27 protein-coding genes and 1 other RNA gene are annotated in these 26,253 nt (G+C 55.9%); 8 read left to right on the forward strand and 20 right to left on the reverse strand.

Annotated elements, in window-relative coordinates:
* Window positions 1-68 precede the first annotated feature (68 nt).
* On the forward strand, window positions 69-536 hold the full coding sequence (locus tag AC4IBF_RS16565; RefSeq protein ID WP_023310598.1) for a YlaC family protein: 468 nt from the start codon (window positions 69-71) through the stop codon (window positions 534-536).
* Here AC4IBF_RS16565 and pdxR read toward each other — a convergent pair.
* Entirely contained in the window at window positions 508-1,968 is a 1,461-nt protein-coding gene (pdxR, locus tag AC4IBF_RS16570; protein WP_491462970.1) for a MocR-like pyridoxine biosynthesis transcription factor PdxR, read from the reverse strand. The genes AC4IBF_RS16565 and pdxR overlap by 29 nt on opposite strands.
* Before the next feature lie 100 nt (window positions 1,969-2,068).
* Here pdxR and AC4IBF_RS16575 point away from each other — a divergent pair, with 100 nt between their 5' ends.
* Window positions 2,069-2,779: a GNAT family N-acetyltransferase gene (locus tag AC4IBF_RS16575; RefSeq protein WP_252092600.1), complete on the forward strand. Its 711-nt coding sequence runs from the start codon at window positions 2,069-2,071 to the stop codon at window positions 2,777-2,779.
* Here the strand turns inward: AC4IBF_RS16575 and ykgO are convergent.
* Together ykgO and AC4IBF_RS16585 are read right to left on the reverse strand one after the other, a co-directional pair.
* On the reverse strand, window positions 2,776-2,916 hold the full coding sequence (ykgO, locus tag AC4IBF_RS16580) for a type B 50S ribosomal protein L36 (protein ID WP_003859006.1): 141 nt from the start codon (window positions 2,914-2,916) through the stop codon (window positions 2,776-2,778). The two genes, AC4IBF_RS16575 and ykgO, sit on opposite strands and share 4 nt — an antisense overlap.
* Before the next feature lie 2 nt (window positions 2,917-2,918).
* Window positions 2,919-3,179 carry a type B 50S ribosomal protein L31 gene (locus AC4IBF_RS16585; RefSeq protein WP_010428154.1) on the reverse strand — a complete coding sequence of 87 codons (261 nt, stop codon included), beginning with the start codon at window positions 3,177-3,179 and terminating at the stop codon, window positions 2,919-2,921.
* A 220-nt stretch (window positions 3,180-3,399) separates the two neighbouring features.
* Between AC4IBF_RS16585 and AC4IBF_RS16590 the strand changes: the two genes are divergently transcribed.
* Complete coding sequence (locus tag AC4IBF_RS16590) at window positions 3,400-4,965, forward strand: EAL domain-containing protein (protein WP_133293897.1); 1,566 nt, start codon at window positions 3,400-3,402, stop codon at window positions 4,963-4,965.
* Here the strand turns inward: AC4IBF_RS16590 and AC4IBF_RS16595 are convergent.
* Window positions 4,958-5,230, reverse strand: coding sequence for a metal-sensing transcriptional repressor (locus AC4IBF_RS16595; protein ID WP_115874368.1), 273 nt, complete (start codon window positions 5,228-5,230; stop codon window positions 4,958-4,960). The genes AC4IBF_RS16590 and AC4IBF_RS16595 overlap by 8 nt on opposite strands.
* A gap of 134 nt (window positions 5,231-5,364) precedes the next feature.
* Between AC4IBF_RS16595 and AC4IBF_RS16600 the strand changes: the two genes are divergently transcribed.
* Entirely contained in the window at window positions 5,365-6,198 is an 834-nt protein-coding gene (locus AC4IBF_RS16600; RefSeq protein WP_288460731.1) for a nickel/cobalt efflux protein RcnA, read from the forward strand.
* A 39-nt stretch (window positions 6,199-6,237) separates the two neighbouring features.
* On the opposite strand, the gene AC4IBF_RS16605 is transcribed toward AC4IBF_RS16600, so the two are convergent.
* The 3 genes from AC4IBF_RS16605 to yczE all read right to left on the reverse strand — a co-directional run bounded on the left by AC4IBF_RS16605 (window position 6,238) and on the right by yczE (window position 11,190).
* Complete coding sequence (locus AC4IBF_RS16605; RefSeq protein ID WP_491462971.1) at window positions 6,238-9,327, reverse strand: beta-galactosidase; 3,090 nt, start codon at window positions 9,325-9,327, stop codon at window positions 6,238-6,240.
* Window positions 9,328-9,429: 102 nt separating this feature from the next.
* Window positions 9,430-10,500: a LacI family DNA-binding transcriptional regulator gene (locus tag AC4IBF_RS16610; protein WP_133293894.1), complete on the reverse strand. Its 1,071-nt coding sequence runs from the start codon at window positions 10,498-10,500 to the stop codon at window positions 9,430-9,432.
* Between the two features lie 78 nt (window positions 10,501-10,578).
* Window positions 10,579-11,190 carry a membrane protein YczE gene (yczE, locus tag AC4IBF_RS16615; RefSeq protein ID WP_111963402.1) on the reverse strand — a complete coding sequence of 204 codons (612 nt, stop codon included), beginning with the start codon at window positions 11,188-11,190 and terminating at the stop codon, window positions 10,579-10,581.
* Between the two features lie 86 nt (window positions 11,191-11,276).
* Here yczE and yczR point away from each other — a divergent pair, with 86 nt between their 5' ends.
* Window positions 11,277-12,698, forward strand: a complete 1,422-nt coding sequence (gene yczR, locus AC4IBF_RS16620; RefSeq protein WP_133293893.1) for a MocR-like transcription factor YczR — start codon at window positions 11,277-11,279, stop codon at window positions 12,696-12,698.
* Between the two features lie 81 nt (window positions 12,699-12,779).
* On the opposite strand, the gene AC4IBF_RS16625 is transcribed toward yczR, so the two are convergent.
* The 6 genes from AC4IBF_RS16625 to ffs all read right to left on the reverse strand — a co-directional run bounded on the left by AC4IBF_RS16625 (window position 12,780) and on the right by ffs (window position 16,105).
* Entirely contained in the window at window positions 12,780-12,995 is a 216-nt protein-coding gene (locus AC4IBF_RS16625) for a hypothetical protein (protein ID WP_023310588.1), read from the reverse strand.
* Window positions 12,992-13,243, reverse strand: a complete 252-nt coding sequence (locus tag AC4IBF_RS16630) for a hypothetical protein (RefSeq protein WP_032638522.1) — start codon at window positions 13,241-13,243, stop codon at window positions 12,992-12,994. The genes AC4IBF_RS16625 and AC4IBF_RS16630 overlap by 4 nt, the downstream gene beginning before the upstream one ends.
* 434 nt (window positions 13,244-13,677) lie before the next feature.
* On the reverse strand, window positions 13,678-14,085 hold the full coding sequence (locus tag AC4IBF_RS16635) for a hypothetical protein (RefSeq protein ID WP_252092596.1): 408 nt from the start codon (window positions 14,083-14,085) through the stop codon (window positions 13,678-13,680).
* Window positions 14,086-14,191: 106 nt separating this feature from the next.
* Complete coding sequence (locus tag AC4IBF_RS16640) at window positions 14,192-14,800, reverse strand: SH3 domain-containing protein (RefSeq protein WP_111963404.1); 609 nt, start codon at window positions 14,798-14,800, stop codon at window positions 14,192-14,194.
* Complete coding sequence (locus tag AC4IBF_RS16645; RefSeq protein WP_023326799.1) at window positions 14,797-15,846, reverse strand: N-acetylmuramidase family protein; 1,050 nt, start codon at window positions 15,844-15,846, stop codon at window positions 14,797-14,799. The genes AC4IBF_RS16640 and AC4IBF_RS16645 overlap by 4 nt, the downstream gene beginning before the upstream one ends.
* Before the next feature lie 162 nt (window positions 15,847-16,008).
* Window positions 16,009-16,105, reverse strand: an RNA gene (gene ffs, locus AC4IBF_RS16650) — signal recognition particle sRNA small type.
* Window positions 16,106-16,277: 172 nt separating this feature from the next.
* On the opposite strand from ffs, the gene AC4IBF_RS16655 reads away from it, so the two are divergent.
* A complete protein-coding gene (locus AC4IBF_RS16655) occupies window positions 16,278-16,589 on the forward strand; it encodes an MGMT family protein (RefSeq protein WP_032664021.1) in 312 nt (103 codons plus the stop codon).
* 33 nt (window positions 16,590-16,622) lie between these two features.
* On the opposite strand, the gene AC4IBF_RS16660 is transcribed toward AC4IBF_RS16655, so the two are convergent.
* On the reverse strand, window positions 16,623-17,150 hold the full coding sequence (locus tag AC4IBF_RS16660) for a YbaY family lipoprotein (RefSeq protein WP_024906833.1): 528 nt from the start codon (window positions 17,148-17,150) through the stop codon (window positions 16,623-16,625).
* Window positions 17,151-17,350: 200 nt separating this feature from the next.
* On the opposite strand from AC4IBF_RS16660, the gene tesB reads away from it, so the two are divergent.
* The gene (gene tesB, locus AC4IBF_RS16665; protein ID WP_023310585.1) at window positions 17,351-18,211 is read left to right on the forward strand and encodes an acyl-CoA thioesterase II; all 861 of its coding nucleotides are present in this window, start codon (window positions 17,351-17,353) and stop codon (window positions 18,209-18,211) included.
* A 95-nt stretch (window positions 18,212-18,306) separates the two neighbouring features.
* On the opposite strand, the gene amtB is transcribed toward tesB, so the two are convergent.
* From amtB to AC4IBF_RS16690, 5 genes are all read right to left on the reverse strand, one after another.
* Window positions 18,307-19,596: an ammonium transporter AmtB gene (gene amtB / locus AC4IBF_RS16670; protein WP_491462972.1), complete on the reverse strand. Its 1,290-nt coding sequence runs from the start codon at window positions 19,594-19,596 to the stop codon at window positions 18,307-18,309.
* A gap of 35 nt (window positions 19,597-19,631) precedes the next feature.
* Window positions 19,632-19,970: a P-II family nitrogen regulator gene (gene glnK, locus AC4IBF_RS16675; protein WP_008503304.1), complete on the reverse strand. Its 339-nt coding sequence runs from the start codon at window positions 19,968-19,970 to the stop codon at window positions 19,632-19,634.
* Between the two features lie 220 nt (window positions 19,971-20,190).
* Window positions 20,191-21,972, reverse strand: a complete 1,782-nt coding sequence (locus AC4IBF_RS16680) for a SmdB family multidrug efflux ABC transporter permease/ATP-binding protein (protein ID WP_133293890.1) — start codon at window positions 21,970-21,972, stop codon at window positions 20,191-20,193.
* Window positions 21,965-23,737, reverse strand: coding sequence for a SmdA family multidrug ABC transporter permease/ATP-binding protein (locus tag AC4IBF_RS16685; protein ID WP_325848725.1), 1,773 nt, complete (start codon window positions 23,735-23,737; stop codon window positions 21,965-21,967). The genes AC4IBF_RS16680 and AC4IBF_RS16685 overlap by 8 nt, the downstream gene beginning before the upstream one ends.
* A 30-nt stretch (window positions 23,738-23,767) precedes the next feature.
* Window positions 23,768-24,226, reverse strand: coding sequence for an Lrp/AsnC family transcriptional regulator (locus AC4IBF_RS16690; RefSeq protein ID WP_023310581.1), 459 nt, complete (start codon window positions 24,224-24,226; stop codon window positions 23,768-23,770).
* A 115-nt stretch (window positions 24,227-24,341) separates the two neighbouring features.
* On the opposite strand from AC4IBF_RS16690, the gene AC4IBF_RS16695 reads away from it, so the two are divergent.
* Complete coding sequence (locus tag AC4IBF_RS16695; RefSeq protein ID WP_115874356.1) at window positions 24,342-25,388, forward strand: PLP-dependent cysteine synthase family protein; 1,047 nt, start codon at window positions 24,342-24,344, stop codon at window positions 25,386-25,388.
* A 40-nt stretch (window positions 25,389-25,428) separates the two neighbouring features.
* On the opposite strand, the gene cof is transcribed toward AC4IBF_RS16695, so the two are convergent.
* Window positions 25,429-26,247, reverse strand: a complete 819-nt coding sequence (gene cof / locus AC4IBF_RS16700) for an HMP-PP phosphatase (RefSeq protein ID WP_248172694.1) — start codon at window positions 26,245-26,247, stop codon at window positions 25,429-25,431.
* Window positions 26,248-26,253 lie beyond the last annotated feature (6 nt).

Here is a 26,253-nt window from a genome sequence, read left to right on the forward strand (position 1 = left end):
TTTTCAGCCTGATGGCTCCCCTAAAATTGGCAGACACCCTGTATTGTCAACTCTCATGAAGGCAAAAAATGACCGAGATACAGCGCCTGCTTACCGCCACCATCGACGATCTTAACCTCCGCGAAAAGCGCGATAATCGCCCGCGCTTTAGCATTAGCTTTATTCGCAAACATCCTGGCCTGTTTGTCGCCATGTATGCCGCCTGGCTGGCGACGCTTATTGTTATGCTGAAGTCCGAAACGCTGGTGGACTCCGTCTGGCTGCTGGTTGTACTGTTTGTCGTCTTTAACGCCTTTTTCTTTTTCGACGTGAATCCGCGCTACCGTTACGAAGATATCGACGTGCTCGATTTTCGGGTCTGCTATAACGGCGAATGGTACAACACGCGTTACGTGCCAGAGGAGCTGATCGAAAACATCATGCACTCTCCGGCAGTTGAAGCCGGGCAAAAAGAGAAGCTGCAGAAAATGGTCTCCACCAAAGGACAGCTCTCATTCTATGATGTCTTTACCCTTTCCCGCCCTGCTGCTGCGTAATTAACGCCTGCAGACGTCGGATCCCAGGCGCAAACTGAGAAGCAGAGGTATTACCGTAACCTAAAACCAGCCCGGTTTGCCCCTGCTTCGCCTCCAGGTAATACCCGCTCAGTGCAGCGGGTGCCAGCTGAAACGCTCTCGCCTTCGCCACCAGCCTCTGGTCGTCAATACCGTCTATCGCCAGCGTCAGATGCATCCCACCTTCGCCTGCCAGAATGCGGTGCGGAGTATGAAGCTCGGCGCCCAGCACCTTCCGCAGCTGGCGGTAGCGTTTACGGTACAGCCGACGCATGGCGGCAAGGTGGCGGGCGTAATGACCTTCTTCAATGAACAGCGCCAGGGTGCGCTGTTCGGCACGATGCCCACCCCGCAACAGCGAGCCGATGGCCGGACGAACCGCCTTAGCCAGCGCTGGCGGTAACACCATGAACCCCATGCGAAGTGACGGAAACAGCGTTTTACTGAACGTCCCCAGATACACAACGGGCGCATTGTTGACCATTCCCAGCATCGCCGGTACGGGCTCACCGGCATAACGGAACTCGCTGTCGTAATCATCTTCAATGATCCACGCGTTGTGCTGCCGGGCCAGGTCAAGCAGCGCCAGCCGCCGCCGCGCGCTGAGCACGCTCCCGTAAGGGAACTGATGCGAAGGCGATGTAAAGATCATTGAGGGGGCAGGCGCATCCAGCCCTTCCCAGCACATTCCCTCGTCATCAACCGGTATTCCCGTCATCGCCAGGCCGGTTTTAACAAACGCACTCTTTGCCCCGCTATAGCCAGGGTTTTCTACCCAGGCGACATCGCCAGGCTCGCTTAACAGCATCGTGCAGAGATTGACCCCCTCAAGTGCACCTTCGGTGAGCACAATCTGGCTGGCGTCGCAGTCGATACCACGGGACAAGGCGAGATGCCGGGCAATCGCTGCCCGAAGAGACGGTTCACCGGCCGGGTCACCATAGCCTAACAGGGCACTTCCCTCCTCGCGCAGAACGCGATCGTACAATCGCCGCCACAGCGGCAAGGGGAAATAGTTAATGGCAGGCGTTCCCGGCGTGAACGCCATCACAGGGGTATCGCGCGGCACAGGGGCGGGCAGCAGGGCGACACGTTTTGTCAGCCTGACGTCAGGATCCGGCAGCGTTCGGGCAATCGTACGATGAGCGAATTGCCCCACCCGTGTCCCCTGACGGTTTCGCAGCAAATAACCTTCGAGCGTGAGCTGGTCCAGCGCCGCATTGACGGTGTTTCGGGAAACCGAGATCTGCTGCGCCAGCGTTCGCGAACCGGGCAGCTGGCTGCCGGACTGAAGCCTGCCGCACAGTATCGCATCCCGCAAAGCATGATAGAGCGTGCGCTGGAGCGTCTCTTGCTCACGCTTTTTCAGCGCAGCATGGAGCAAAGTGTAAAGCTCATCACCCGGTATATTCATCTTTCCTCCTTGTGGTACCAGAAAAACATATCCTGGTGGTTCTTTTTAAGGAACCAGTAATTCACTAATCTGGAGTTCTTTTCAACGACATGGAATAAAGATGAATACATTCAATGAGTTTGGACAGCCTGTAGGCGAAGCCCTTATCGACTGGCAACCTCGTCAACACCCGTCCCGGGTAGTCCTTCAGGGTCACTATTGTCGGCTTGAGCCGCTGCGCGTGGAGCATGCCCACGCGTTGTTCTCCGCCTATTCCCTGGCCGAAGATACCCGCAGCTGGACGTGGCTACTTCGTGAACCTGATGCCACCGCAGAAGAGTTTGCCAAATGGGTGGCGAGCGTAAGTGAGTTATCCGATCCCATCCATTTTACCGTTATGGATAACCAGACCCAGTCTCCTGTCGGGACGCTGTCCCTGATGCGGATCGATCCTAAAAACGGGGTCGTGGAAGTGGGGCACGTTCACTTCTCTCCTCTGTTAAGCCGCACGCCAGGGTCGACAGAGGCGCAATATCTGCTGATGCGGTACGTGTTCGATACCCTGGGCTACCGGCGTTATGAATGGAAGTGCAATAGCCTGAACGAGCCTTCCCGTAAAGCGGCGCTGCGTCTGGGCTTTCAGTTTGAGGGGCGCTTTCGCCAGGCGCTGGTCATAAAAGGCCGTAACCGGGATACCGACTGGTTTTCTATTCTCGACAAAGAGTGGCCGGCGCTGGCGAGCGCCTTTGAAAGCTGGCTTGCCACCGACAATTTTACTGCCGATGGCAAACAGAAAAGATCCCTGGAAAGCTGGCGAGAAACGCGCGTCTAGCGTCTTTTTTTACGTCCCTGAACCGCCTTAAAGCGCGGATTAGATTTGCAAATCACGTATAAGCGTCCCTTGCGTTTGACTATCTGGCAATCCGGGTGACGCTGCTTTGCACTGCGTAATGAGTTAAGTACCTGCATGGTTAGCCCCGCTTCGCATTGAGAAAACCGCCAAAACGCTTGCGGAAGCGCGCGGCGCTACCGTCCGTGGAGAACGTTTTCTGCTTGCCGGTATAAAACGGGTGCGATTTTGAAGAAACCTCAATGGTGATGTACGGATACGTTTCACCGTCGAGTTCAATTTCGCGGTCGGTCTTAATGGTTGAGCCAACCTTGAAGTATTCATTAGCGCTGGTGTCGTGGAATACCACGGTGCGATAGGCTGGATGGATATCAGGCTTCATCGTAAATCCTTTGTGTTTTGTTATAACATAACAAAATAATATCCAGGCCAGTTCGAAAAAACAACCCCCTCTCGCCGGGCGATATTTTCTCGTTTGCCTGAGATAAAATGAAAACCTGGCTGCCCACGTGCTATAACTATATCATTTCGCGGTAAAATCTTTCTCTTCAGGCAAGGAACTCAATGCCCAGGAACGGGTATACGAGGAAGGACACGACAGCATGAAAACCCGACATCTGGTCAGTCTGGTGACTGGCATACTTATCTTTTCTGTGCTGGTTCCCATTTGCCTGAGCATCTGGCTGGCCCATCGCCAGGCGGAAGATAAGTTTGCCAATGCGCTGGATAACTATGCGTCACGCGTGTTGGTAAGAACCGACAGAGTTGTGGATCAGGCAAAAGAAGCACTCGATCACCTGCAGGCCTTTGAAGGGGTGCCGTGTAGCCCGTTGCAGTTAAGAGAGATGCGCCGGGTCGCTTTCTCGTGGCGATATGTTCAGGAAGTGATTTATATCGATAACCTTCAGCCGCTCTGCTCCTCCCTCGAGCAAACCAGTCATGCTCCCCCTTTCCCCCCACCGATGCGCATTACCGAAGATGGTTACAGCGCATGGCTGACCACGCAAAACGATCTTGGGTTTAACCGCTACATGGCAGTGCTGGGAAAAGGCCACTACCTTGTCATGGTCGATCCTGCCTCGCTGGTGGACGTTATCCCTTTCGGCGAGATAGCGATTGATGCCGCCCTGGTAGGCACTACAACACACCGCATATTCGCCAGCAGCAGTAAGCTCAATTCTCACATCCGCGACATGGTTCAGGAGCGGGATGTCAAAAGCGTGCAGTACAACGGTTCAATGTACGTCATGAAGTCTGTACCTGAGCTTGGATTTACCGTCGTCGCATGGGCAACGCTCAAACCGCTGGCTGAAACCTGGCACCGGCAGCTTCTTTTCTGGTTACCGTTCGGCATGTTAATAAGTCTGCTCGCCGCGCTGTTTGTCCTGCGGATCCTGCGTCGTATCCAGTCGCCGCGCAATCGCCTGCTTGACGCCATTAACAGCCGGGATTTTGTGGTTCACTATCAGCCCATCGTGGCGCTCAGTAGCGGAAAAATTGTGGGCGCAGAAGCGCTGACGCGCTGGCCACAGCCAGACGGAAGCAGCCTATCGCCGGATATTTTTGTCCCCCTTGCCGAGCAAACGGGGCTCATCTCACAGCTGACGCAGTTAGTCATCGAAAAGGTGTTTGAAGATATGGGCCACTGGCTGCAACGCCATCCCGATCAGCATATCTCCATTAACCTCGCCCCTGCCGATTTAACCTCCGGCATCCTGCCACCTTTACTGAGTCAGCTACTGAATAAGTGGCAAATACAACCCCGACAAATCGCCCTTGAGCTCACCGAGCGCGGCTTTGCCGATCCCAAAATCAGCGCGCCGGCTATCGCCGCATTTCGCCGCTCGGGGCACCCTGTCTATATTGATGATTTTGGCACGGGCTATTCCAGCCTGAGCTATCTGCAGGATCTGGACGTCGACACGCTAAAAATTGATAAATCGTTCGTCGATGCGCTGGAGTATAAAAACGTGACGCCGCACATCATTGAAATAGCAAAGTCGTTGAAGCTGGCGATGGTGGCGGAGGGCATCGAGACCGCAGGGCAGCTCGCCTGGCTACACCGTCACGGCGTGCAGTACGGGCAGGGGTGGTACTACAGCAAGGCACTGCCAAAAACGGAATTTATTCTTTGGGCAGAAAATAACCTCGGCACGCACGCTACTTGAGATAGGATTTGATCACCCGCAACACCACGCCAAGATCGGCTTCACGCTGCGCTTCTTCAGGCTCTTTCACCACGTGATCGGTTAAATGTCCTTCGATCACCTGCATCATCATGCCATTGACCGCCCCGCGGATTGCCGCCAGCTGCTGTAACACCTCGGCGCATTCGTGATCGCTGTTAAGCATTTTTTCCAGCGCGGTGCTTTGCCCCTGAATTTTCTTCAGGCGAGTCAGTAACATCTTCTTGTCTCTAACGGTATGTGACATCTCTGTATCCCTAATTTTTTAGCTTTTAAAGCATATCACGCTCTACTCCCCCTGAGTATTTTTCTACTGGGGGGTAGTATTACGCTACTGGGGGGGAGTAGTATCTCCGCACGCTTTCCACTCCGGAATTTCCCATGACCGATTTTGCTTCACTTCTTCAGCAGGGCAATGCCTGGCTGTTTGTTCCCAGCGCTATCCTGCTCGGTGCGCTGCATGGCCTGGAACCAGGCCATTCAAAAACAATGATGGCAGCCTTTATTGTTGCCATCCGCGGCACGCTGAAACAGGCGGTACTGCTTGGCCTGGCGGCAACGCTCTCCCATACGGCGGTGGTCTGGCTCGTTGCGATGGCGGGATTATGGTTTGGTCGGGGCTGGGATGCGCATACGTCCGAACCCTGGTTCCAGCTGATCTCCGGGGTGCTGATCGTTGCGATCGCCCTGTGGATGGCGTGGCGAACCTGGAAAGAGAGCCAGCCGCACGATCATCATCACGACCATGATAGCCATCACCACCACGACCATGAACATGAACATGAACATGAACATGACCACCATCACCACGAACACACGCTGATTGAAGAAGAGTGGCAGGACGCCCACCAGCGCGCTCACGCGCAGGATATTAACCGCCGCTTCAGCGGTCAAAATGTCACCACCGGACAGATTGTGATGTTTGGCCTGACCGGCGGACTTATCCCCTGCCCGGCGTCCATCACCGTGCTGCTGATCTGCCTGCAGCTGAAGCACTTCGCCCTCGGCGCGACGCTGGTGTTCAGCTTCAGTATTGGTCTGGCGTTAACGCTGGTCGCTTCCGGCGCGATTGCCGCCTTAAGCCTCAAGCACGCGACCAAACGCTGGCCCGGGTTTAGCGAATTCTCCCGTAAGGCACCGTGGATCTCCGCTGCGCTGATTACCGTGGTAGGAATTTACATGAGCCTGCATGGCCTGAGCGGCATTCTGGCGTAAGCATGCGGCCACGCTCTGTGGCCGCCTCTCCAGGGTCAGTTAAGGGTTCTGCTGCCAGCTGAAGGTATAGCGAAGCTGACGTGTCTGCAGAATGAATTCCGGTGCAACGCTGGGACTCCAGGAATCGTCGCCGCCCACGCCCATATGGAACGCATCGAGGTTAAGCCAGCATCCCGGCTCTTCCCGCAGCAGATGATGATGGGTTGTCTCCCGCAGCTGCTGCTGGCTATAGCGGCTCACCGAGAAGTGGAACTGGCCATTTAGCTGATGCGTTCCCAGCGTCAGCTCCCGCGTATCACAGCGCAAACCATTTTCCGTCGGGAAGATATACGGCGTGTGCATCTCCGCCAGGGGTAATGTCCAGCGCCCCTGCCGTGCCGCCAGCTTTCTGTCCGGATAGTTTTCATGCGGCCCCAGTCCCAGCCAGGAGACGTTTTCCGGCGTTTCGGCAAGATGAACGCTCAGGCCAACGCGCGCAGGCTCCGGGATATCAGATGCAATATCGACCTGAATATCGACATGCAGAACGCCTCGCTCGTCCACCCTCCAGACTTTACGGCTCATAAACAGGGCTTTGCCGCGATACTCAAGGACGTGCTGGGTTGTGACAACCACCTCGTCTGCGTGCTGCTCTGCCTCACAGTGCAGAACGCGCGAGGTGAGATCGTACATGCCCGCCGCTTTCCAGCGTTCAACCCAGGCGTTCGGATCGATCTTCGTCGCTTCACTTACGCCAATGTCGTTGTCCAGCGGCGCGCGGCTGACGTTATCCGTCAGAGGTGAAAGCAGCGTTTCAACGCCATTTCGCCACCATTGAGTCAGATTTCCGGTTGCGCGATCGAATTGCCAGCGCTGTTGACGATGGGAGATCTCCTGAACGCGATCGTTTTGCGTCAAGACCGGCGGCTCGCCCACCGGAGCTGGCGGAGCAATAAAGAGTGGAGCCGGCAGCGGCCACTGCTCCCACGCGCAGCTATGGTCAGCCGGTGACCACGGCGTTGCCCGCGGCTGGCGTACTTCTACGTTCAGCCAGACCTCACCCGGCCCGGCTTTCAGCTCCGGCAGGTCGATCTCCAGAAGCTGGGTGCCTTCAGGCGACATCGAGAGCGTCACCTCGCCCTCGGCCAGCACGTCCCCGTCCCGGGCAACCGTCCAGCTCAGCACTTCGTTATCGGTGTGGCGGAACAGGTAGCCGCTTTGCACCTCAATCACCAGCGGCGAGGTGCTGACCCGCGTAAAGGTAAAGAACTGCTGGGCGCGCTGCGCCTCGTACAGCGCCGGGTGCGGCGTGCGATCGGGGAATACCAGGCCATTGAGGCAGAACTGCCGATCGTTCGGCTTATCGCCAAAGTCTCCCCCGTAGGCCCAGAACGCGTTGCCAGCTTCGTCCTGTTTCGTCAGGGCCTGATCGACCCAGTCCCAGACAAATCCCCCCTGCAGGCGAGGGTGGCTGCGAAACGCCTGCCAGTATTTCGCGAACCCGCCAAAGCTATTCCCCATCGCGTGAGCATATTCACAGAGGATCAGCGGACGCGTTTCGTCCGGCATACCGATCCATTTTTTGATTGACCATTTAGGCACTGCCGGGAAGGGCTGATCCTGATCGACACGGGCATACATCGGACAAACAATATCGGTAGCCGCCGTATTCGCGCCGCCGCCTTCATACTGCACCGGACGCGTCGGATCCGTGGATTTCACCCAGCGATACAGTGCGTCGTGGTTTGCGCCGTGCCCGGACTCATTGCCCAGCGACCAAATGATTATTGAGGGATGATTACGATCGCGCTGCACCATGCGGGTCACGCGTTCGCTCATGGCGGGCAGCCAGCGCGGATCGTCTGCAAGGCGGCTCATCGGCACCATACCGTGGGTTTCGATGTTGGCTTCATCAACAACGTACAGCCCGTAGCGATCGCAAAGCCGGTACCACAGCGGATGGTTCGGGTAGTGCGAGCAGCGCACGGCGTTGAAGTTGTGCTGCTTCATGATTTCGATATCGCGGCGCATGGTCGCTTCGTCCATCACCTGGCCGTTTTCCGGGTGATGCTCGTGCCGGTTAACCCCGCGGATCAGCAGCGGTTTACCGTTGAGCTTCAGCAGGCCATTGCTGATATCAACGCGTCGGAAGCCCACGTCGCACGCCTCAATCTCAAGCACTTCACCCTGCGGGTTGATAAGCGCAATCGTCAGGCGATACAGTTCTGGCGTTTCAGCGCTCCAGAGCGCGGGCTGTTCAACGGGCATCGCCGCCGTTAAGCGCTCTGCCCAGCTGCCGCGCTCGTCGACGATGGCTGACCCTGGACGCCGGGAAACGCAGGCGCATTTTTCCTCCGCGCGCCACAGGGTAAAAACCACCTCGCAGTCTGCAAAGCCAGCGCCTGCCAGCGCGACATCAACCTTCAGCACCGCGCGGTCCAGCTCCTTATTCAGGTCCGTCACCACGTGATAATCGGCAATCCGGGTATCGGGTTTATGCAGCAAAGTCACATCGCGGAAAATGCCGCTCATGCGCCACATGTCCTGATCTTCAAGATAGCTGCCGTCGCACCAGCGCAATACCATGACCGCCAGGCGGTTCTGCCCGGGGCGTAATGCCGCCGAGAGGTCAAATTCGGCGGGCAGCCGACTGTCCTGGGAATAGCCTATCCACTTCCCGTTGCACCAGAGATGGAACGCCGAGTTCACACCGTCAAAGATGATGCGTGTTTGCCCGCTCTGAAGCCAGGCGTCATTCATTTCAAATGTGAGCGAGTAACAACCTGTCGGATTTTCCTGCGGCACAAAAGGTGGGTTAACGGGGATGGGATAGGTGACATTGGTGTAGATGGGCGTGTCAAACCCCTGCATCTGCCAGTTCGACGGTACGGGCATCGCGACGGCATCCGCGCAATCTTCGGTGCCCCATGCCTCAGGAACCTGCTCGGGAGCAGAAAAGTAGCTAAATCGCCACATCCCATTAAGAGTGCGCCTGCTGGTGGTTCCGGCGTCATCTCTGGCGGAAGATTCATTGCGCCAGCTGTGTAACGGCGCATGTGCGGCCAGGCGGTTCCACTGGGTGACGCCGGGGTTTTCCCAGTCCCGACGGGCCAGAATGGCGCTGAGGGTCAGCGGTGAAGTGGTGGACATAGTAACCTCTTTGCGAAGCGCTCACAATTTTGGTTAACATGCCCTGGCACTCTGCGATGGTAAAGCGCCCATTCGCCGGGTAGCGAGTCAGATCACAAAGTTTTATTTGCGGGCAATCTGCTCGGCAAGGAGTGCCAGGCTTCTAAGCTGCTCCGCCAGATCCTCGCGTTCAGCCTGCTTCGGGTTGCGGCGTGCGCTTGAATGACGGGTAACCAGCGTCACCGGCAGTTGAACCTGCCAGCACGCCTCCTCCCCGGTGGGGGCCAGCAGCCATTCCACGCTGCGTTCACCCGCATCGCGAAACGCCTGACGAATGGTCGTCAGCGGCGGGGAAAACCAGGCGCTGTCGGCCGTATCGTCAAACCCGACCACCGACATCTGGCCAGGAATAGCGATCCCTTTTTCCGCGCAGGCGCGCATTACCCCGAGCGCCATCTGATCGTTAGCCACCAGAATGGCATCCGGTAATATCGTCCCCGACAGAAGGACATGCCCTTTCTCATAGCCGCTGGCGGCGCTCCAGTCACCGTAAGCCACCTCAACGGCTTCATGCCACGCGCGGGCCAGAGCGGCTTTCCACCCCGCCAGACGCGCCCGAGCAGAGACCGAGCTTTCCGGCCCGCTCAGCAGAGCAATATGTCGATGCCCCAGCGAAAGCAGATGCTCAACGCCCAGACGCGCCCCCTGCTCCGCGTTAAACACGAGGCTGTTTACCCGCGCTGAAGGTGCCACATCGAGGAACAGCACCGGGACGGGCGACGCCAGTGCCCTGAGTTCTTCGGCGAGCAGATCGTCAAGCGGAACATTCACCAGCAGCGCGTCCACCCGCTGCGCCAGCAGCGCCTGAAGCGCGACCTGACAGTGCTGCGGCTGTTCAACCATGGAGATAAGAACACTTGCCCCCTGTTCCGCCGCGCGGGATTTTACCGCCGACACAATTTGCGAGGGCGCATGCAGGGCCAGATCGGTGGTGATAAGTCCCAGCGTGCGGGTGCGTTTACCCGCCAGCTGCTGTGCGCGCAGGTTAGGCACGTAGTGCAGCTCCGCCATCGCCTGCTGCACCTTTTCCCGCGTGCGGGCAGAAACATGCTCCGCGTCGTTAATGACGCGGGAAACGGTCTGATAAGAAACCCCCGCAAGGAGGGCGACATCGTAGAGAGTGATAGCTTTCATGCATTGTGGCATCGCGTGAGTCGGGGCCCATTATTGTGGCACAGCGACGCCGTTAAAACATGTGAGCGCTTCGCAAAATTAAACAACCCGCTCCGGCTGAGGTATTTCCGCAATGCGCGGCTTTTGGCGAAACCAGGGCAGACAGAGCTGGATAAGCGGGCCAATGGTCAGGGCATAAAGTACGGTTCCCACGCCAAAGGTGCCGCCAAGCACGCACCCAATCAGCAGGACGGACACTTCAATTGAGGTGCGCACGCTACGAATGGACCACCCCAGCCGGGCGTGAATGCCGGTCATCAGACCGTCGCGCGGGCCTGGCCCGAAACCGGCCCCGATGTACATGCTGGTCGCAATCGCGTTCATCACGATGCCCGACACCAGGAAAGCGATTCGAACGGGTAACGATTCCAGTTCCGGGATAAGCGCCATGCTGGCGTCCGCCGCCAGACCGATACAAATCACGTTACTGATCGTGCCAAGCCCCGGCATCTGGCGCAGCGGGATCCACAGCAGCAGCACCGCAGCGCCGGTCACAATAATCACCGTTCCGATAGTCATTCCCAGCTGTAACCCCACCCCAAGGTGAAATACATCCCAGGGGTCGACGCCCAAATCGGAACGAATAAACATCGCGGTGGACAGGCCATACAGTCCTAAACCGACATAGAGTTGTAGCAGACGACGTACCATTTTTATCTTCTCCAGTGAACCAGGCTTTCATCCTGACCTAAAATGGCACTATGATTAATGTCCAGTTTTCAAATAGTGGACTGCATATGTCATCACGCCGCTTCGGAAGTCAGTCTCTGGTACGCCTTTTAGGCCACTGGCAACAAGCCTCATCCCGAACCCCGCTCTGGCGACAGCTGGCCGACGCGCTGCGTTTATTAATCCTTGACGGACGGCTGGCACTGAATACGCGGCTGCCGGGCGAGCGTGAGCTGGCCGCGGCGCTGGACGTGAGCCGTACCACCGTCAGCAGCGCGCTCGCCCACCTGCGTGAAGAGGGATATCTTGAAAGCCGCCACGGCAGCGGGTCACGCGTGATCCTCCCGGATACGCGCGCCGTTCCCACTCTTTCCGCGGCGAGCGCGGCACTGGATCTCTCCACTGCCGCCCTCAATGCCGGGCCGGAGATCCATCAGGCGTATACCCATGCGCTCACGGCCATTACCCAGCATCTCTCGCTGACGGGCTACGATCAGCTAGGGCTGCCGACGCTGCGGGAAGCCATCGCTGCACGCTATACCGCGCGTGGTCTTCCCACCCGCGCGGACGAAGTGATGGTGGTCAATGGCGCCGTCAGCGGCTTCGCGCTGGTCCTGCGGATGATGACCGGGCCCGGGGATCGCGTCGTGGTCGATCACCCCACCTATCCGCTGGCGATTGCCGCCATTCAGGGCGCGCAGTGTCGGCCCGTGGGGGTGTCGCTGCCGGAAACCGGCTGGGATACGGATGGCTTCGCCGCCACGCTTGCCCAAACCGCGCCGCGCCTGGCGTACCTGATGCCGGATTTTCATAATCCGACCGGGCGCTGTATGGATATTGCCACCCGTCAGGCCATCACGGATATTGCAGCCCAAACCCGCACGGCGCTGGTGGTGGATGAAACGATGGTGGATCTCTGGTTTGATGCGCCTCCCCCGCCACCGCTGGCTGCCTTCAACCCGCAGGCCACCGTCATCACTTTAGGCTCCGCCGGCAAAAGCTTCTGGGGAGGGCTGCGTCTAGGCTGGATCCGCGCCTCATCGCGCACCATCGCCACGCTTGCCCAGACGCGGGATACGCTGGATTTAGGCTCGCCGCTGCTGGAACAGCTGGCAATGCAGTGGCTCATTAACAACAGCGAGACGTTTCTGCCCGCACGCCGGAAGATGCTGGCGGAACGGCGCGATCGATGCGGTGACCTGCTGCGAGAACATTTCCCGGAGTGGAAATTCCACGAGGCGGAAGGCGGGCTCTCCTACTGGATAGAGCTACCGGGCATGCTGGCGACACAGCTTGCCGCACGGGCAGAAATAATCGGGATTAACCTTGGAACCGGGACGCGATTTGGTTTATCGGGGGCGTTTGACCGCTATTTACGTATGCCCTTCTCGCTGGAATCGACAGAGCTTGAGCAGGCGTTACTGAGGATCAAACCGTTATGGCTCGCCCTGAATAAAAACGTGCCATCGTTAAAACGCAGCGTAATCTAATATTAAAATATTTGAAGCAGATCATAAAATAAAAACTGCTGACTGTAATATATGCAGTCAGCAGTTTTCACTGGTCAGTGTTTAATGCTGAGGAGGAATAGGAAAGCCTTTTAGTGAAATAACGAAATTATCACCGTCTTTCTTTATTTTTGCACCGGTATCACACCAGTCAGACGCAATACGAAAGAACTCATCGCTTCCAACATTCCAGCCAAGACGTACGTGCTTCACGTAGCCTGAACGCAACAGATCGCAGGCCTCGTTGTAGTCACTGGCAGTTGACAGTTGTTGTTTCATTTTCTCTTCTTCAGAAGTTTACGCAGAGCCTTGATTTCTTTAGGAGTAAAAGGAGAAACACTCTCTTCTTCCGTATGCTGATTATCAATATCCTCTTCCGATACTCCCGCCTCTTCTACTGCTTCGAATGCCAGCAGCAGCAGTTTCTCTGTTGTCACGCTTAAATTCTCGTTATTGAGTTCCGCATAGTGGCGAAGCCTTTCTTTTAGCGCGTCATCAATCTTAACGTTTAATACCGCTGTAGCCATTTTTGTCACTTCCCTTCGGAATAAGTACTTTATTTAATACACGAAGTTAACAATGTTATCCAGATATAAATTTTTTCGAGTTATGGAAGAAAATAGACATCCAATTATAAAATGACAGTCTATTATTACAGGTTTATGACAATAATATTTCAGCGCGATGAAATATATATTACACGATATAGGCATAATATTATTGTGGGATAGCAGTCAAAAGTGAGAGGTGAAAGCAGGAAGATTTTATGAGGGCGGAAATGGGTAGGGGCCCTGCCAGCTAAGCTTTTCCAATAAAACCTATGTATTTCAATGCACTAAAAAGCGGTGGGGCAATGATTTTGTATCACCCAAAGTATAACTGGCAAGCCGTTTTCTCATGCGACAGACACAAAAAAAACCGGGGCTGACCCGGCTTTGTATGGCTTTTGACCAAACTCCATCTAAGCTACATTTTCCACTACCATGTCGGATCGCCCAACCTCTTCAATCAGTGGTTGGAGGTTCGTATTGCTTCCTTTGACTGTAAATAGGTCTTCTGGCTGTTCATCTTTTACGGCTTTTTTAACATAACCATAATACGGACGACTAACCGCAGTCCTTAAAGATACCGCCGTACAAGAAGATAAAGCGACCACATTTTCCCCTGTGTACTTGAACACTGGCGGCTCAAAGTTTTTGATCACGCTCCGGCAAGAGTTCACAAATTGTGTGAACGCTTCAATTTTACCTGCCAGGGCCATACGACGGGCATGCTCGATCTCATCTACCGTGAGATCGGGAGCGGAATATCTATCGCACAAATGGGTGGGCCCCTGACGGCTAGCTATAACTGTTATTTTCAGTGTCATAGGGTGCGGTCATGCGGAGAAAATAGCGTTACGGATTAGCTTAATGAGATTGCCGATGCGAAAGCATCGCCCGGCAATATTGAATTCAGGGTGAGAAATAAATCGATCAGGATGCAGGAGGCGTTAACGGCTGAACGTCATTGCTATTCACCCAGCCGTGCGTCGTTTTTCCGCTACGGGCGACAAACTCTACCTCTGCCCAGCCAGCCTGGGTTTGTATTACCCCTACTACGTCTCCTTTAACGATCCAGGCTTTACGCCGGGTCGCGGCATCAGGCGTGGAGCTCAGATAAGCCCGCGGGCTGCTTACCTTCATCAGCGTTTGCCACTGTGTCTGCCGCGTCCTCTCCAGTTCCAGACCTGTCGCAATTTCAGGCATCAGCACATTCATACACCCAGCATGGTTTTGCCCATCAGGAATGGCTAATGTGACACCCGCGGTATTCGCGGCAATATGGCCCGCGAGCACAGATGAAGACCATGAAGTGATGGTGTCTGGCTGTTGCGCTGAAACATGGCCTGTCAGAAAGAAAGTACAGGTACGTTTTACGCTGTCTTCAGCCGATTCAGAGTAATACCCGGTGATATTGCCCGTCGGAGAGACGGCGAGTAACAAACCTTCATATACGCCAGACTGTAGCGTCGTGGCATACGAAGAAAACGCCGCCATTAAGACTGAAAAACCGCAAACTATGCGCATCATTTTAATTTTCATCTCCGCCCCTTCTCCAGGCTTTCATAAGTTCTGCGAATTTTAACGTCATAATCACCGAAATCGCTTCCGTTATAGTTAAATGCCATATTATAAAAGTCCTTATTTACCATTGCCGACAGTAGTGAGCTGTTCTTATTGCACAAATGTAAAAAAGCATTTAATTGCTTACCGGCATTTGACTTCATATCTTTTAAAAATGTGCCGAGATCTTTATAACCGCACGATTCGTAATTAAACCCCATAATCTGGAACATCCCCCATGAACACGATTTTATCGCAGCTTCGGCATCAAGTGCGTAAGCCTTCGCCAGGGTATTCCATGCAGAAAGCTGGTCGATATTGTTTTTTTGCCATTCCGGACCCGCTTTCTTTACATATTTATAAGACAAAAAAGGGTGGGTTTGATCGTATTTCCTTTTGGTGTATTTACGGAAAATATGCCCTTCATACGCAATAATCGGTAGATTTAAAGCATTAAACCCAGATCGTCCGCCCGACTCCACAATAGAAAAAGCTTTGATGATATTCAGTTCTACCCGACGATTAAGATTTTCCCAGGCTTCAGTAAAGTCCTGTTCCGTCAGCGATACAGCCCCATCAATACCAGGTGCCATCAGCTTGCTTCGCTCAAGGGTTTCATCTGCAACGTTGTAGCGCTCTTTTCTCAGATAATCGTTAACCAGCTGACGGACGCTATTTTCATTGGCAGAAGGTTGCCTAAAAAATGAAGACGTGAAAGACGATTGTTGAGACGCAAGGGGATATTTCATCGCAGCAGCAACTAATCCACGGAAAGTCTTCCCTTCTGGCTCAATAACCCCATCGGGATGCTGGAAACGCAAATGAATGGACTGAAACTGGCTGATGGTTCTGATCAATGTCGGGGAAATAATCCCATCTTCTGGGATGTCATACTGGATGATAGGCTTAATGAGATTAAACAGGTATTGCACGATAATCACGTCGCGCTGAAAGTTTCCTGCTTTACCTGGCGTTCCTACGGCACTTTTCAATAAAGGTGACAAACGTCTGAGAGAATTATCCATTTCTGAGTACTCATAAATGAAAAAATATACGGTTAGTGGGAAACCGCATCTCGTGATCGACAGCATCAAGCTGCTCACATCCAGCAGGCATTGATACGCCACTTGCGCCGCACCAGGTAAACACTGAAAACAGGAGTTATTGGGAGCACAAATGGGTGGGGGCCCTGCCAGCTACATCCCGGCACACACGTCCTCTGCCCTGGCTGCTTCCTTCCGGACCTGACCTGGTGAACAGAGTAGCGTTGCGGGAGAACCAACAGAGCCCCCATTGAGAGCGTTGATAACCAACGCGCTGGCGCATTATCCCTGTGCTAAAGCCCAATTGCAAGTGACCAGGAACCGGATGCTGGTTTCTTGCGCAAACAGGCGCAGCAATCATGAAGATCTTCGTTTACCATAGCGTTCCAGAAACTCCCCCCACAGGTGAAGGTATGGACGAACACGACTCCTTTCCACAGCGCGTATGGCAAATCGTGGCCTCAATCCCGGAAGGCTATGTCACTACCTATGGTGATGTTGCGCGCCTGGCCGGTTCCCCGCGCGCGGCGCGACAGGTTGGAGGCGTCCTGAAACGGCTACCGGAAGGCAGTACGTTGCCCTGGCATCGCGTGGTGAATCGTCATGGGAACATTTCGCTCACCGGGCCGGATCTTCAGCGTCAGCGTCAGGCGTTACTTTCAGAGGGTGTCCAGGTGACAGGGTCGGGTCAGATTGATTTGCAGAAATTTCGCTGGATATATTGACCCCTCTCCCGGAGGAGAGGGGAAATGCAGGAATTACATCTGAGTCGGTGGGGTTGGCAGAGACGGCTGATTGGTCTGCGGTGCGACCGGTACTTCGGTCTGCTGCACCGGCACCAGGTTCAGGTCGATTTTTGTCCCACCGTTGTTGATTGCTTCCTGAACCGTATCGGTGATAAAGACCAGCTTACCGTTGATGGTTACCGCTGCACTCAGCAGAATACGGGCGTTAGGCTGCACGTCCGACGGGTTATACGGCAACACGAAGCTAAATGGCGCCTGCTTACCTTCTGTACGGACCGCACGCTGGGCCACGACTTTAGACGGCGCGTCGGCCAGGGAAGCATCAGACAGCGTTACCGTTAGTACCGCGTCCGGTGGCAGAGCGACTCTCTGCTTGATCCAGATTGTACCGGAAACGTTAGGCTGCTGAATGGACTGCTGTGAAAGGGTGTTAATCCCGTTCGGATCTGCAGCTGGAACCGGCACCTGGGCGCTCTTACCGGCACAGGCGGACAACGCCACCGCAATAGCTACACCACTAAGCATGGGCACGAGTTTCATTGAAGTCTCCTTATCAATGCACCAGCGGGATCGATCCCATCCGATGTCGTTTCAATCACATAACGTATTCAAGTGTGGCACAGATCACCGATTTATGCCTGAAAACGTGCCGATATTCAGATTATTCTACCCATCGGACCACTTTCATTTCTGCGTTATACTCTGCCTATCTTTCGCTGCGGCGTTTATTGAGGACAACTATGAGTCAGGCACTGAACAATCTGCTGACATTACTAAATCTGGAAAAAATTGAGGAAGGACTCTTTCGCGGACAGAGCGAAGATCTCGGCTTGCGCCAGGTCTTCGGGGGGCAAGTCGTCGGACAAGCACTGTACGCAGCAAAGGAGACTGTCCCGGCAGACCGTCTGGTGCATTCATTCCACAGCTACTTCTTACGCCCTGGCGATAGCGCAAAACCGATTGTGTATGACGTTGAAGTTCTGCGAGACGGCAACAGTTTCAGCGCGCGCCGCGTAGCGGCCATTCAGAGCGGCAAGCCGATCTTTTACATGACGGCCTCTTTCCAGGCGCCGGAGCCGGGCTACGAGCATCAGAAAGTGATGCCCCCGGCTCCGTCACCCGACTCTTTAAAATCAGAGACGGATATTGCTCGCGCGCTGGCGCATCTGCTTCCGCCGCAGGTCAAAGAGAAGTTTCTCTGCGATAAGCCGCTGGAGATCCGCCCGGTTGAGTTCCACAACCCTATGAAAGGCCATACCGCCGAGCCGAAACGCCAGGTTTGGATCCGTGCCAACGGGACCGTGCCGGAAGATTTCCGCGTCCATCAGTATCTGCTGGGCTATGCGTCTGACTTCAACTTCCTGCCGGTGGCGCTGCAGCCGCACGGCGTTGGTTTCCTGGAAAAAGGGATGCAGGTCGCGACGATCGATCACTCCATGTGGTTCCACCGTCCGTTCAACATGAATGAGTGGCTGCTTTACAGCGTGGAGAGCACGTCAGCGTCGAGCGCACGCGGATTTGTGCGTGGAGAATTTTATACTCAGGACGGCGTGCTGGTCGCTTCGACGGTGCAGGAAGGGGTGATGCGTAATCGCGGGTGATTGTGTGCGGCCTGATGCCCTCCCCCTGACCCTCTCCCACCGGGAGAGGGAATACACATTAAAAACGGCAACCGAAGTTGCCGTTTTGCAGTTTATCAGGCGTTATACGCATTCTCGCCGTGGCTGTTGACGTCCAGACCTTCGCGCTCCTGCTCTTCCGGTACGCGCAGACCCACCGTGATATCCGCCAGCTTATAGCCAATGAAGGCCACAACGGCAGACCAGACAACGGTGATAGCAATACTTTCCAGCTGCACCAGCACCTGATGAACCATGGTGACACCTTCCGCGTAACCCACGCCACCGAGCGATTTCGCCGCGAAGATACCGGTCATGATACAACCGACTATGCCGCACACGCCGTGCACGCCGAATACATCGCATGGGTCGTCGACGCGCAGCACACGTTTCAGTGCGGTGACGCCCCACAGACCCGCCAGACCCGACACCAGGCCGACCAGCAGCGCACCGCCGACACCGACATAACCACACGCAGGGGTGATACCAACCAGACCGGCAATCGCACCTGAACAGGCACCCAGCAGGGAAGGTTTACCGCGCACCGCCCACTCGCCAAACACCCAAGAGAGGATTGCACCCGCCGTGGCTACAACGGTGTTCACGAACGCCAGCGCGGCGATTTCGTTGGCCGCACTTGCTGAGCCGGCGTTGAAGCCAAACCAGCCAAAGTAGAGGATCGCAGTACCGGTAAAGACCATCGGCAGGTTGTGCGGTTTGAACGCCTCTTTACCGAAGCCCACGCGTTTGCCAATCAGATAAGCGCCCACCAGACCCGCGACCGCGGCGTTAATGTGTACAACGGTACCGCCCGCGAAGTCCAGCGCACCGTGCGTTGCCAGCAGACCACCGCCCCAGACCATGTGCGCAATCGGCACATAGGAGAGCGTCATCCAGACCACTACGAAGATCAGAACGGCAGAGAAACGAATACGCTCCGCCAGCGCGCCCACAATAAGCCCGACGGTAATACAGGCGAAGGAGCCCTGGAACGCCACGTGAATATACTGATAGAAGCTGCCCATCAGCGCGGTCAGCTCAATATTTTTCAGCATCACCCAGTCGAAGTTACCAAAAAACGCGTTGCCCGTACCGAACGCCAGCGAGTAACCGTAAACCACCCACAGCACGCAGACCAGCGCAAACGTCACGGCAACCTGCGTCAGCATGGAGAGAACGTTTTTGCCACGGATCAGGCCGCCGTAGAACAGCGCAATGCCCGGAATGGACATGAAAAGCACCAGCGCGGTGCTGATCATCATAAAGGCGTTATCGGCTTTATCAGCCACCGCAGGGGCAGCAGCCAGCGCCAGGCCCGGCAGCAGCGCCAGCGAACCCAGACCCGTTTTAAGTGTTGCTATCTTCATTTTCTCGATCCCTATCACTGTGTGCCAGGCGTTATTTACAATGCCGCTTCGTCAGATTCGCCGGTACGGATGCGAATGACGCGCTGCAGTTCGGCAACGAAAATTTTGCCGTCGCCAATTTTGCCGGTATAGGCCGCTTTGCTAATGACATCAATGACTTCATCAAGCTGATCGTCAGCAATCGCGACATCAATTTTTACTTTTGGCAGAAAGTTAACGCTGTATTCCGCCCCGCGATAAAGCTCGGCATGACCCTTCTGACGACCAAAGCCTTTCACTTCGGTGACAGTCAGTCCCTGAATACCCATTGAAGACAACGCTTCACGCACGTCTTCGAGTTTGAATGGTTTGATTACAACCGTAACCAGCTTCATAGATCCCCTCCAGTCAGAATTCGGTAATGGCCGTAGCTTACGCTGAAGGTATTGCAAGGGATGTGCCAGAAATGAAAACGAGGAGGAACGGCGGCGCACAGAGCATTACACGGCCTTGATAATCGAACTGATGAAAAAAAACGCACCATGCCGGTGCATGGTGCGTTTCAGTTTTGCACCAACAGGAATGACTGTTAGCGCGCCGCCTCTTTTTGGTGCATCAGGCGCTAAGCGACTCTTCATCGCGCACGCTGGCCGCCAGCTCTTCGCCCGCCAGCTGCAGCTGGTACATCTGCCAGTAGCGCCCTTTTGCTTCCAGCAGTTCACGGTGGGTACCACTCTCAACGGCCTGTCCGCGATGTAGCACCAGAATGGTATCGGCATCGACGATGGTGGAAAGACGGTGGGCAATCACCACCAGCGTCGTATGGTCGCGTACGGCGGAGAGTGCCTGCTGGATGGCCTGCTCGGTGCCGGAGTCAATACTGGCAGTGGCTTCATCCAGAATCAGGATCTGCGGCGTTTCAATCAGCACCCGCGCCAGCGCCAGGAGCTGCTTTTGCCCGACAGAGAGATTATTCCCCTGCTCGCCCAGTCTGGTATTTATCCCATCGCTAAACCCGCGCGCAAGCTCTGCCAGCTGCACTTTTTCCAGCACGTCCCAGACCTGTTCCTGGGTGTAGTCTCGTCCCAGAGTCACGTTGGCGTAGAAGGTATCGGCCAGCACGACCGGATCCTGTTGCACCATCGCGACGCCTTTACGCAACACGGTGTGGCTGAGAGACGCGAGCGGGCGCCCGTCGAGGCGGATTTCGCCGCGCGTGACCGGGTAATAGCCCATCAACAGGCTGGCAAGTGTGCTCTTACCGCTGCCGGTATGCCCCACCAGCGCCACGAAACCGCGCGACGGAACGTCAAGCGTGATGTCCTGAAGCACCAGCCGATCTTCGCGATAGGCAAACGATACGTTATCAAAGGCGATAGTCCCGCTTTGCAGAGGTTGCTCGTCATTGCCGTAGGCCTGACGCGGCCTGTCCATCAGCTCAAACACGCGCTCACCGGCGACCACCGCCTGCTGCAGCATCGATTGCTGGGTGGTGAGCTCGATCAACGGCTCGTTAAGGCGTCCCAGATAGCTAATAAAGGCGTATAGCACGCCCACCTCAATCGTACCGTTTGAGCTCAGCCCAAAGAGCATCAGCAGCCCGCAAAGCACCAGCGCCGAGAAAAGGCTCAGCAGCGGACGCAGCAGGAAACCGTCCAGCCGCAGCGTCTGCATACGCGCCATATAGTGCGAACGGCTGGCTTCCCCCATGCGTTCGCCAAAGCGGGCCTGCTGGCGGAACTGCTGGATGACGCTCATGCCGTTAATCACTTCGTTGAAGCCATCGTTGATGTCGGCCAGATAGGCGCGAACCCGGCGCACAATCGGCGTGCTGTAACGCTGGTAAATCACCATGACGATCAGCACCGCCGGGAAGATGGTGATCGCCACCAGCGCCATGCGCCAGTCAAGGCTGAACATCGCAACCAGCATCGCGCCAATCAGCGCCGCGCTGCGCAATACGGTCGCCACAACGGTGACGTACAGATCGCGGATCACCTCGGTATCGTTGGTCACGCGCGAGATCACCTGCCCGACCGGCTGGATATCAAACTCGCTGAGCGGCTGGCGAAGCGCCGCGTCCATCACATCCGTACGCAGTTGCTGAACAACGCCCACGGCAGCACGGTTAAACAGCAGCGACTGAGCATAGTGCAGCCCTGCCGCCGCCAGCTGAAGGCCAACGTAGGCCACGCCTAACCCCGCCACCAGCCCCAGGGGCAGATAGCTTTTGGCGACCATATTGTCGATGAAGTAGCTAATGAGCAAAGGACCGCTCACTTCAGCAATCGCCGCAATCCAGAGTAAAAGCACGGCAACGGAGAGCGGTTTACGCCACGGCGAGCCGTAGGCCAGCAGACGTTTGAGCGTCGGCCACATCGTTCCGAGCTTACGCATTGGCGGCCTCCTCATCTTCTTCCGGCGCATCGTCCAGCGCCGCCTCAAGCTGTTGATAGCGGTACATATCGCGATACCAGCCCGGCTGCTCGGCAAGCGTTTCATGCTGCCCGCGCTGGGCAATGTGCCCGTGCTGCAAGACCAGAATTTCGCTGGCTTCGGTTAGCGCAGACAAACGGTGGGCGCTGATAATGACCGTGCGTCCGTCGCCCCACTGGCGCAGGTTATGCAGAATTTGATGCTCGGTACGGCCGTCCACGGCGGAAAGTGCATCATCCAGAATCAGGATTTCAGCATTCAGCAGCAGCGCGCGGGCAATGGAGATACGCTGTTTTTGCCCGCCGGACAGCATGACGCCGCGTTCCCCGACTTCCGTCTCGTACCCCTGCGGCAGACGCAAAATATCATCATGAACGCTGGCCAGACGCGCCACGTGTTCAATCTCTTCCTGCGTCGCCCCAGGGCGGCCAAGGGCGATGTTGTTCGCCACGGTGTCCGAAAATAAAAACGGCGTCTGGCTGACGACCGCCAGGCGACCACGCCACTCGTCCAGCAGCAGATTCGTCAGGGGGATATCATGGAAACGAATATCGCCCTTGGTGACGTCAAAGTGGCGCTGGAGCAGAGAGAGCACGGTACTTTTACCGGATCCCGTCGGGCCGCAGATGCCCAGCATCTGGCCCGGCTGAAGCGTAAAGCTGACGTTCTCCAGCACCGGATGCTCCGTTTGTGGATAGACAAACTTGCGGACGTCGACATGCATGACGCCGCGTCCTTCCGGTACGACTTCGCTGCCGTCATTGACCACCGGCGCTTCGGCCAGCATGGCGCGAATACGGCTGTAGGCGGCGCTGCCGCGCTCCACGATGTTAAACATCCAGGCCAGCGCCAGCATCGGCCAGATCATGAGACCCAGATACATCGCAAAGCTTGTCAATTGCCCCAGGGTAAGCGCGCCCTGCACCACCATCCAGCTTCCGCCGCCAATGGCCAACATATTTGCCATGCCGATTGCGATATAAATCGTCGGATCGAAACGGGCGTCGATACGCGCGACGCGCATGTTTTTCGCCCCCGTGTCTGCCGCATCGGCGGCAAACAGCGCAGACTGCCGGTCTTCCAGACCAAACGCTTTGATCATGCGGATGCTGGTCATGCTCTCCTGGGTGCGATCGTTCAGCGACGAAAACGCCGCCTGCGCCAGCTTAAAACGCTCGTGTAGCTGTTCACCATAGCGATTAATCGCCAGAGCCATGAGCGGCATCGGCAGCAGGGCGAGCAGGGTCAACTGCCAGCTGATCTGCGTGGACATCACGATCAGCACCGCACAGCCCATCACCAGCGAGTCCACCAGCGTCAGCACCCCTTCCCCGGCGGCAAAGACCACGCGATCGACGTCGTTCGTCGCGCGGGCGATGAGATCCCCGGTGCGATGGCGCAGATAAAATTCGGGATGCTGTCGGCTCAGCTGGCGGTAAAAATCTTCACGTAGCTCAACGGCCAGCTGATAGGACGCACCAAACAGCAGCACGCGCCAGACGTAGCGCAGCAGATAAACAATGACTGCCGTCAGCACCAGCGTGCCGACCCACATCAACACCCGTGCGGTGGTGTAATGCTGTTCGGTGACGCCATCCACGACGTAGCCCACCACTTTCGGCGGGATCAGCTGCAGGATGGCAATGATAATAAGCAGGGCGACTGCACCGAGGTAGCGTTGCCACTCCCGACGAAAGTACCAGCTTAATTGGGCAAATAATCGCACGCGGTTTGTTCCTGAAGGTATTTTACGAAGTTATTCAATAGGTAATGCTGTGGTGTATTTAATCTGTTCCATGGCGAAGCTTGAGGTGACGTCCGATAACCCCGGCACGCTGTTCACCAGCCGCTTGTAGAAGTCATCATAGCGCTTCATGTCGGCCACCTGGACGCGCATCAGATAATCGTACTCGCCGGCCATGCGCCAGAAACCGAGCACTTCGGGCATCTCAGACACCTGGGTGACGAAGCGGCAATACCACTCGCTGCTGTGATGCTGAGTTTTTATCAGCACAAATGCCGTCAACCCAAGCCCCAGCTTTTCGGGATCTAACAGCGCGACGCGTCCCAGAAGAATGCCGTCATCTTCCAGCTTCTTAAGACGCTTCCAGCACGGGGTGGTGGTCAGATTAACGGCATCTGCCAGCGCCTGCAAAGAGAGGGTACAGTCATTTTGCAGCAATGAAAGGAGCTTGCGGTCAATTTTATCTAGCATACCCACCTCTCAGAGAAAATTTTTCTCCCTTCATTCTATTTTAAAGGCCAGATAGCAACAATTTTTTCTGTGCTTTTCGCTATGCTAGGCACAAAATGACAAACGGATAACGACGATGAATAGCACCTGGGTTAAACATGCGATCAGCGAAATCAATGCCGACTATCAGCGCTCGGCGGATACGCACCTGATTCGCCTTTCCCTGCCGGGATTTGACGGCATTCAGCTCTATCTGAAAGATGAAAGCACCCATCCTACCGGCAGCCTGAAGCATCGCCTGGCGCGCTCGCTGTTTTTATACGGTTTATGTAACGGCTGGATTAAAGAAGGCACGACTATCATTGAATCTTCGTCCGGTTCAACGGCGGTGTCCGAAGCCTATTTTGCCCGCCTGCTGGGCCTGCCGTTTATCGCGGTGATGCCGTCCTGCACTGCGAAACGCAAAATTGAACAGATCGAGTTTTACGGCGGACGCTGCCACTTTGTGGAAAGCGCCTGCGAAATCTACGCCGCCTCTGAAATGCTGGCCCGCGAGCTGAACGGCCACTATATGGACCAGTTCACCTTCGCCGAGCGCGCGACGGACTGGCGCGGGAATAACAACATTGCCGACAGTATTTTTCGCCAGATGACCCACGAACCACATCCGGTTCCGTCCTATATCGTCATGAGCGCCGGTACCGGCGGCACGTCAGCCACGATCGGACGCTACATCCGCTGTCAGGGTTACGATACCCAGCTGATGGTGGTTGACCCGCAAAACTCCGTGTTCCTCGACTACTGGCAAAATCGCGATGCCGGCCTGCGCAGCCCGGTGGGCAGTAAAATTGAAGGAATTGGCCGCCCGCGCGTGGAGCCCTCTTTCATCCCCGACGTGGTGGACGAGATGATGCGTGTGGCGGATGCCGCAAGCGTGGCAACGGCGCACTGGCTGGAAACGCAGCTGGGCCGCAAAGTGGGCGCCTCGACGGGAACAAATATGTGGGGCGCACTGCAGCTTGCCGCGCGCATGCGTGAAGAGGGCCGCACCGGTTCCATCGTCACGCTGCTGTGCGACAGCGGAGAGCGCTACCTTGAAACTTACTACAATGCGGAGTGGGTGCAGGCCAACATCGGCGATATCGCCCCGTGGAAAGCGCAGATTGCAGAACTGGTGAAATAAAAAAAGCCAGACCGAAGCCTGGCTTGCTGGAAGGGTCTCACTATTCGGGGGAATACGGGAGATTGTTGTTGTCCAGCCAATGAGTCAAAAAATGAGACACTGCTTCATTGCGGCAGTGGCCAATAACCGGCAGATGGGGAAGTTCTGCTTTCAGCTGCGCCATCGCATTCCCCATGATCAGACCGCGACCTACGCTACCCAGCATTTCGCGGTCGTTCATGGCATCACCAAACGCCATACACTCCTGGAGCGTTAAGCCCAGGTGGTCGCTCAGAACCGCCAGAGCGGAACCTTTGTTACAGCCCACCGGCAGCACTTCCAGACAATCAACCGCCGAGAAGGTCAGATGCGCCCGGTCGCCTAGCGCCTCATTCAGCTGAATCCGTAAGCGACACAGATCGTCGTGATCGCCACAGAAACAGATCTTAGTGACCGCATGGGCGGGGATCCGACGCAGATCGATAAGCTGGTACCTGAAGCCGCTGTATACATGCGCGTGCAATAATTCCGGGATTTCGCTTCCGGTAAACCAGCCGCGATCGTTAAAGACGTGGACGCTGGCCTGCGTGTCCCAGGTGCTGTGCAGCACGATATCCGCGACTTCCGGGTTGAGATCCTGCCGGTGCAGCACATCTCCTTCTACGGAGTGAATTCGCGTCCCGTTGCCGGTGATCAGAAAAGCGTCGAGGGAGAACGCCCCCAGCAAATGGCGCATCTCCAGCACATGACGCCCGGTGGCAAACGTCAGGGTGACATCACGCTCGCGCAGGCGCTTCAGCGTGTTCAGGGTTTTTTCCCCTAAACGGTGATCCGGCATTAACAGCGTACCGTCCATATCAAATGCAGCGAGCCGAGCCATGATTAC

It is taken from the genome of Enterobacter sp. Taxon_8 (assembly GCF_058354585.1).